We start from the raw sequence: 7,052 nt of genomic DNA, 5'->3' as shown, positions 1-7,052 counted from the left end.
TCCCCGACCCCGCGCACGGACTCGTCGCCGCTCCTCAGTCCACTCTTGACCTCACGCCCACAACCGAAGACGCCCTCACCGCCCAGGGCTTCACCTGGAACAGCGAGATCGAGGCGTACACCCGCCGCACCGACTGCGGCCCCGAAGCCGTGGACCACACCGCCGGCATGCTCCGCGCCATGGGCCACTGGGTCCTCACCTCATGGGCGCCACTGCCCGGCGCCTGAAAGCCGCACCCCGCCCCGTCCGTCTCCACGAGAGGATCCGGTCATGCGCCGGCTGATGACACTGGGTGAGCGCACCACGCCCGACGCGCCCAGAATGCCCCGGGCCGCGCGAGGCCCGAGCGCTCGCCCTGGTCGACGACTTCGGACAGCTTTCCCCCATCCTGCTGGAATGGCGCCAGACGTACGGCGACCAGCTGACCGGCTGGGCCATGCAGGTCGACGCCGACGACATCCGGGCCCTGCCCCCGGAAGTGACCGGCACCTGGGGGCCCGACGGGATCCAGCTGGACACCATGCCGGGCGGCTGCGTGAGGGTGTCCGACTACCGTGACCCACCCGCGCCGGCAGCCACCACCGCCCGCACCACCATGCTCATGCGCGGTGTACTGCGCCTAGGGTTGAATGAGCTGGGTGAATGAGACTGCTGTTCTGCGGCTTCGTCAGGCCGTCCGGCGTATTCACGACGCCACCCGTGAACGTGTCACCACGGGGCGTGGCCCTGATGAAGCCGATGACGTCGTCGGCACGTTCGCCACGGACGGTGCGCTCGGCTTCGATCCGTTCCCTTTCCTCCGGGCTCTTGACGAGGCCGGTGCGCACGTGGTGGTCATCGGCCAGGTCGCCGGCATCATGCACGGCTCGACAGAGCTGACCGGCGATCTCGACCTGCTGTGGGACGGTACGCCCGAACAGGCGCACGCCCTGCGTGACGCCCTGACCGCCACGGCCTGCACGGACCTGCCCGAACTGAACCGGGCTCAGGTGGCCTACCAGGTGGCCGGCGCCAACGGCGACCTGTGCACACCCGCCCTGCCCTGGGGCGGCATGGACACCTCGCTGTGCCTCGTCCGGGCGGTGAGCGCTCACGACCCGGGGGGCTTCACCATCCGCTACACCGATCTGGACGACCTGATCCTTATGCGGCGCTCCCTCGGCCGTCCCAAAGACCACCGCCGCGCGGACGAACTTGAAACCCTGCGCCCCTGAGGGACTTCGAGCCCCGGCCTCGCACCCGAGCGCGCGGTCTGGAGCGGGCCACCGTCGACGGCGCCAGGCGCGCTCCGCACCTGCGCCTACGGACGACCGCCCCCACCGGCTGAAGATCCACGCGGCGCTGCCAGACGAGACCCGCCGCAGACCCCATCGATCAAGGTCACCGCCGGCAGCGCCCGCCACGTGACACACAAGATCACCCAGCGGCACCACCCGCTGAGCACCTCGGCCGCGCAGCAGGCCGAATGCGCCGGATGTTGGATGTGCCGATCGCCGCGTCATCGCGTTGCTTGGAAGGCGATACTGAGGGCGTGCGCGATTCCGTCACGCCGAGCGCCTTTGAGATGCTGCGCGAGCAGTACGCACGCCGGCTCCCCGCGTCCCTGGACGAGCTCTCCGGCCCGACGGCCGGTACGGTCGATCTGCCCTTGCACGTCGCCTGGTCGGGCCGACGCTCGTATGGACTCGGCCGGCCCCGCTCACGGATGAGTCTGTACCGCACGGTGCTGACCGAGGGACAGCGCCAGGATCTGATCTCCTTCCTCAACCGCGACCTGCTCACCGCCCAGTGGCCCGTTCTGCGCACCCTGATCAGCCGCCCGCTGCATGACGCCTGGGAACACCGCTTCCCCGAGCTGCCGACGACCAAGAGCGCCACTGCCGCCTGAACCTCCCCGACCTCCATCGCCGTCTCCTGGCCGACGTCCTCGACATCGGTGCGCCCTACCCCCTGGTGATCACCGGCGGATACGCGGTCCAGGCTCACGGCCTAGTCGACCGCCTCTCCCAAGATCTCGACGTAGCCACCGAAAACCCGGCACCGATCAGCGAGATCATCCGCACAGTGAGCCAGGGACTCACCAAACGAGCCTGGCAGGTCGAACAGATCGAGACCGGAGCGCTCTCCGGCAGACTCCTGGCCACCGATCCCGGCACGGGCGAGCAGTGCGAAGTCGACATCCTCAAAGAAGTCCTCTGGCACCCACCAAAGGCCAGCCAGTACGGACCAGTACTGTCGCTCGACGACGTGATCGGAACAAAGGTACGTGCCCTTGCCGACAGAGGAGCCGTTCGCGATCTGATCGACGTCCACGCCGCCTCCCAGCACCGGTCCAGAGCAGACCTGGAAAGCCTTGGACGACGCCACGCGCGGTACGCGTTCAATCTGGAAGACCTCCACGACCGCCTGGCCGGCGCGGAATGGTGGGACGACCAGGACTACGCCGACTACGGCCTCCAACCCGATCAGATCGACGCCCTCAGAACATGGGCACTGCAATGGGCCACCGACATCAGCACACGGCTACAGGCCGAGGCGGACCCCGATGATCTCTAAGGACCGTCCCGGCGTCCGGAGGGAATCCCAACGGGCCAAAGAAGTCCTTGTGCATCTCCGTGGCACTCAGCACCACCGCAAGGTGGCGGAAGGCCATGGCCGACCGGGGTCGGCGCATTCTCGGCCGAACATGCCCCCAGACGGCCGCCCGATGCCAGCCGCACACCTCCGCCTGTACTTGAAAACGGGCATGCGGGAGTTCATCGCCGAGAACGCCGAGCGGCTCACCGTGTTCCAAGCGGCGAACCCGGAGAGGAAGTTAGCTCGTTTGAGCTGCTTCTTTCCTCGCTTGGAGGGTTGTTCGCCGCGGATCGATGTTCCCGAGCTCCGGGGCGCTGGGCAAGACGCGCGTAGGCGGCGAGGTGGCTGACAGTCGGGCACCACCAGGATCTTTCGCTTCGCCCGTCTGTGGCCTGGATGGTTCACCGCCGAATTCGCCAACGGTGTTCTCCAGCGGACGTGACCCTGATTCAGTTGCGTTAAATCCGGGCCGGGTTGTGGTTGCGACCCGAACGGGAAGGATGCCCCGCATGGGGGCATCACGCGTACGCCGGACAGCTCTGGTCTACGTCAGTCTGCTGGTTGCAGCCGCAGGACTGGCACTGTGGCTTTCATCCAAGGAGTTCGAAGCGGCCCGCTTGGCGACCACTGCCATCGCGCTGGTCCTTGCTGCTCCCGGCGCCTACCTGGCCGGGGCTGCCTACCTCGCAGACCGCCGCGAGACCGTAGCGAACACCGATGCAAAGGCCAAGGCCGTCGCCGTCGCCGTGGCAGCGGCCGAGGCCCAGCAACGAGCGCAGCTGATCGGGCCCGGAGCTCACCGCATCGACTTGACCTTCCGCTACCGGACCGAGCCTGCCAACAATGCCGTCGGTGCCGGCCCGCATGGCCGCCTCACCGGCATCGCCGCCTACTACCGCAGGGTGAAACCTGCCCGTCTGGTGATCACTGGTGAACCCGGGGCCGGCAAGACCCTGATTGCCCTGGACCTCTTGCTCGGCCTACTGACCAGCCCTGCCCGCACCGATGCTGACCCGATACCAGTCCGTCTCTCCCTGGCTGGCTGGGACACCAACCGTCCCTTCACGCAATGGCTCGCAGACCAGATCCATCAGAATTTCCGCGACCGTGGCATTACTGCCGCTGACGCCCTGGTCCTCGTTGATCACCGCCGTATCCTGCCCGTCCTGGATGGCCTGGACGAGATGGATGCCGACACCACGCCGGTCGGTCGACGCCGCGCCACCCGCGCGCTGCAGCAGCTCAACACCTACCAAGATCCCACTGGTAGCGCCCCGGTGATTCTCACCTGTCGCACCAGCCAGTATGAGCAACTGGCCGCCCATGACCTCCGAATGCGCGAAGCCGCCCGCATCGAGATCGATGCGGTCACCGCGCCCCAGGCCGCCGCGTATCTCACCGCCCGCAGCGCCAATCCAGACCGCTGGACCCCGGTCATTGACGAGCTCACCGCTGCACCCAGAGGGACCCTTGCCCGCGCCCTGAAAACTCCCTGGCGGCTGAACCTGGCGGTCACCGCCTACGAGGAACGCCACCGCGACACCCTCGCCTACCCGCACGACCCCGCGTTCCTGCTCACCCTGGCCTCGTCCAGAGCGGTCCGCGACCACCTGCTTGATCGCTACGTGTCCGCCGCGAGTCAACAGCACCCGACTGACCCCAGTCGTTACCCTTCCGAGGCGGCCCACCGATGGCTCGCTGCAATTGCCGCTCACCTCACCACCGGCACCGCGGCCGCCGGACCTACCACCGATATCGTCCTCCACCAACTCTGGCCAATGGCCGGTCCCCGCCGCGTGCGCTCCGCAGACGCTCTCCTGACCACCCTTCTCCTCTCTGTCTGCACCGCCCTTCTCGTAACCCAACTCCCTATCGACTCATCCCTCGGTCAGCTGTTCCTTGTGGGAGGAATCGCACCTTCCGCTCTTTTGACCACCTGGCAGGCTAGCCGCTCCCTTGTTCCGGACCCCAAATCTCTACAGTTGAACCAGCTACGAGGCCGGGCTCAACGCGGGCAGATCGCCAGGGAACTCGTACTTGGGCTCGTGTCCGGGCTCCTAGCCGGGGTCACAGTTGGTCTCACGCTCGCGCTGTTGGTCTTCCTCACGGTCGAACCGGCGCTCGCGCTCATGGCCCTGCTTGCGTCCGCGCTCCTGGCAAGGCGCTCCTTCGGGCTCGCGGGCGAACTTGTGGCGCCGCTGAATGACGCGCCACCGACAGAGCCGCGCCGTGCACTACGGGACGATGTCAGGGTCGGTCTCACGGTGGGTTTCGCGGTGGGGCTCGTAACCGGGCTCGCGTTCTGGCTCACGCTCACGGTCGTAGTCGCGCTCACTGTCGGCAGCGCGTACGCGTTCGCGCTCGGTGTCGGGCTCGGTGTCGGCCTCACGTTGGGACTCGCGTTCGGGTTGAGGATGGCAGGGGCCAGTCGCCGCTACATGGTGTTCCTGTGCTGTGCACGCGGACAACTACCCTGGCGCTTGGGCGTCTTCCTGCACTGGGCATACGGCACGGGAATGTTGCGGATCTCCGGAATGGCGTATCAGTTCCGCCACCGTGAACTCCAGGACTGGCTCGCCACACACCCCGTTCCCTAGGCTTATCCCGCAAAGGATCATCGGGCGGGAGTGTGCTCGCGGTCGCTGCCATCTGGCAGCTCACCCCGTCCGAACGCCACCGGGTCCAGCTGCTCACCTACAGCTCACCGCCGGAGCGCCTGTACGGACGGCTGTTCCCCGCGTTCTTCGGGCAACAGCAGCTGTGGGCTCTGCGCCATGAAGTGCACAGGTGGCGCAATCTGTGGCGGGCCGCCGATCCAGTCGGCGGCCCGGTGTTTCCTCGGGCTCGGCCGGACTGTTCCGAAGTCGGCGCTCAGCTGCAAGACCCCCTCGCCTTCGGCCGGAGTGTCGAGCAGCCCCTGTCTGCGCCAATCCGCGGGCACGACGGCTACAGCGCCGATCCGGTGTTCGCCCTGGAGCACGAGCACACGACGGCGTCAGCGTTCTGGATCGTGGTGTTGTCGGCAGCCGGTACCTTCGGCCGTAAGCGAAGCCAGCCTGCCCTGACGTTGGTGTTCGGCCCTGTCAGCCTGCCATTGCAACCACGTCCGGGCGCTTCGAGCAGGTGTCGCCGCGCCGGTTCCACGGCAGAGACGACTCCCGGCCGCCGACCTCGCGCCGTTCTGAACGCTCCCTACCTGCCCTTGCCGCACCACCCGCACGCGAGCGCCGTGCGCGGGTCACGTCCGCCGGAGTGGTGCATGCTGTGCGGGCCGCGCGGCAGGTGCGGATGCCGGTGAGGCGCTTGCACTCTCGCAAGCCGTGAACCGTGCATGCGCGGCGGCCGTCTGCGCGCCTTCGCGCTCCGCGCGCCCGCGACCAGAGCCAAGCCGCGGGCGAAGGGGGCTCACCCCCCTTCCGTCTACCACTATCACGGGCAGGGGTTGGGGGGGTGGACAGCAGCCCCGGGGTGGCCGGCCCCTCGCGCTCAGTACACCGGTGAAGGTCGTGAGAGGCTAAGACACCGTTTCTTATGGCGTGATCGTTCGTTGAACCGTGCATGACGGATCTGGTTGAGCGGCTGGTGCCGGATGAGTTGTGGGTGGTGTTCCGGCGGGTGGTGCCTCCGATAGAAGTGAACCGTCCGCAGGGCGGGGGCCGTCGGCGGGCGGGTGACCGTGAATGCCTGGCAGCGATCATCTTCGTGGCGACCTCGGGCTGCACCTGGCGGCAGTTGCCGCCGGTGTTCGGCCCGGCCTGGCCCACCGTCTACCGGCGCTTCGCCCACTGGAGCCGGCAGCGGGTCTGGGCCAGGCTCCACCGCGTCATCCTCGACGAACTCGGTGCCAGAGGTGAGCTGGACTGGTCGCGGTGCGCGATCGACTCGGTCAGTGTCCGGGCGGCAAAGGGGGGCCACTGACGGGACCGAATCCGACCGACCGCGGCAAGCCGGGATCGAAAATCCACCTGATCACAGACCGGAACGGACTGCCCCTGTCGCTGGGCATCTCCGGCGCCAACATGCACGACAGCCTCGGCCTGCAACCGCTCGTGCGCGGGATCCCGCCCATCCGCTCCCGCCGAGGGCCCCGCCGCAGGCGCCCTGCCAAGCTGCACGCCGACAAGGGCTACGACTACGACCACCTGCGGAAATGGCTCCGTCAGAGGGGCATCCGCCACCGCATCGCCCGCAAGGGCATCGAGTCGTCCCAACGGCTCGGCCGTCATCGTTGGGTGGTGGAGAGGACCGTGTCCTGGCTGGCCGGCTGTCGCCGCCTGCACCGCCGCTACGAGCGGAAATCCGAACACTTCCTTGCCTTCGTCGGCATAGCCGCAGCCCTCATCTGCCACCGCCGACTCACCAACTGAAACGACGTCTAAGGCCAATGCCGTTGCTTTTGTAGTGGGCGTAGGCTGGTTGGCAGTGGGTCCCGGGGGTGGTTGGGGTGGCTTCGAGCGCGTCGGACTTATCGGGTC

General features: G+C 67.8%; 7 protein-coding genes and 1 pseudogene. 7 read left to right on the top strand and 1 reads right to left on the bottom strand.

Annotation, left to right across the window (positions count from 1 at the left end; all coding sequences use genetic code 11):
- The 5 genes from ACWCQK_RS41690 to ACWCQK_RS41670 all read left to right on the top strand — a co-directional run.
- Positions 1 to 227 (top strand): hypothetical protein (locus tag ACWCQK_RS41690; RefSeq protein WP_451164418.1); only part of this gene is annotated, 227 nt, incomplete at its 5' end.
- Between the two features lie 65 nt (positions 228 to 292).
- Positions 293 to 646: a hypothetical protein gene (locus tag ACWCQK_RS41685; protein ID WP_451164416.1), complete on the top strand. Its 354-nt coding sequence runs from the start codon at positions 293 to 295 to the stop codon at positions 644 to 646.
- On the top strand, positions 639 to 1,214 hold the full coding sequence (locus ACWCQK_RS41680; protein WP_451164414.1) for a hypothetical protein: 576 nt from the start codon (positions 639 to 641) through the stop codon (positions 1,212 to 1,214). Before ACWCQK_RS41685 ends, ACWCQK_RS41680 begins: the two co-directional genes overlap by 8 nt.
- A gap of 350 nt (positions 1,215 to 1,564) precedes the next feature.
- Entirely contained in the window at positions 1,565 to 1,888 is a 324-nt protein-coding gene (locus ACWCQK_RS41675) for a hypothetical protein (protein ID WP_451164422.1), read from the top strand.
- Positions 1,885 to 2,556 carry a nucleotidyl transferase AbiEii/AbiGii toxin family protein gene (locus tag ACWCQK_RS41670; protein ID WP_451164420.1) on the top strand — a complete coding sequence of 224 codons (672 nt, stop codon included), beginning with the start codon at positions 1,885 to 1,887 and terminating at the stop codon, positions 2,554 to 2,556. Before ACWCQK_RS41675 ends, ACWCQK_RS41670 begins: the two co-directional genes overlap by 4 nt.
- A gap of 237 nt (positions 2,557 to 2,793) precedes the next feature.
- Here the strand turns inward: ACWCQK_RS41670 and ACWCQK_RS41665 are convergent.
- Positions 2,794 to 2,930 (bottom strand): annotated as a pseudogene (locus tag ACWCQK_RS41665) (transposase); the annotation flags it as partial.
- Between the two features lie 156 nt (positions 2,931 to 3,086).
- Between ACWCQK_RS41665 and ACWCQK_RS41660 the strand changes: the two are divergent.
- Positions 3,087 to 5,174 carry an NACHT domain-containing protein gene (locus ACWCQK_RS41660; RefSeq protein ID WP_451164412.1) on the top strand — a complete coding sequence of 696 codons (2,088 nt, stop codon included), beginning with the start codon at positions 3,087 to 3,089 and terminating at the stop codon, positions 5,172 to 5,174.
- A gap of 961 nt (positions 5,175 to 6,135) precedes the next feature.
- A protein-coding gene (locus ACWCQK_RS41655) for an IS5 family transposase (protein ID WP_451164410.1) occupies positions 6,136 to 6,944 on the top strand; the annotation gives its coding sequence in 2 pieces (ribosomal slippage) (positions 6,136 to 6,483 and positions 6,486 to 6,944; 807 coding nt in all).
- Positions 6,945 to 7,052: the final 108 nt, after the last annotated feature.

The sequence above is a fragment of the Streptomyces sp. NPDC002306 genome (genome assembly GCF_053593435.1).
This window is presented reverse-complemented; position numbering and strand designations above follow the sequence as displayed.

Bases quoted from the DNA above. Each gene is read 5' to 3' on its own strand.
- ACWCQK_RS41675 (WP_451164422.1), top strand. From the start codon at position 1,565: ATGCTGCGCGAGCAGTACGCACGCCGGCTCCCCGCGTCCCTGGACGAG.
- ACWCQK_RS41660 (WP_451164412.1), top strand. From the start codon at position 3,087: ATGGGGGCATCACGCGTACGCCGGACAGCTCTGGTCTACGTCAGTCTG.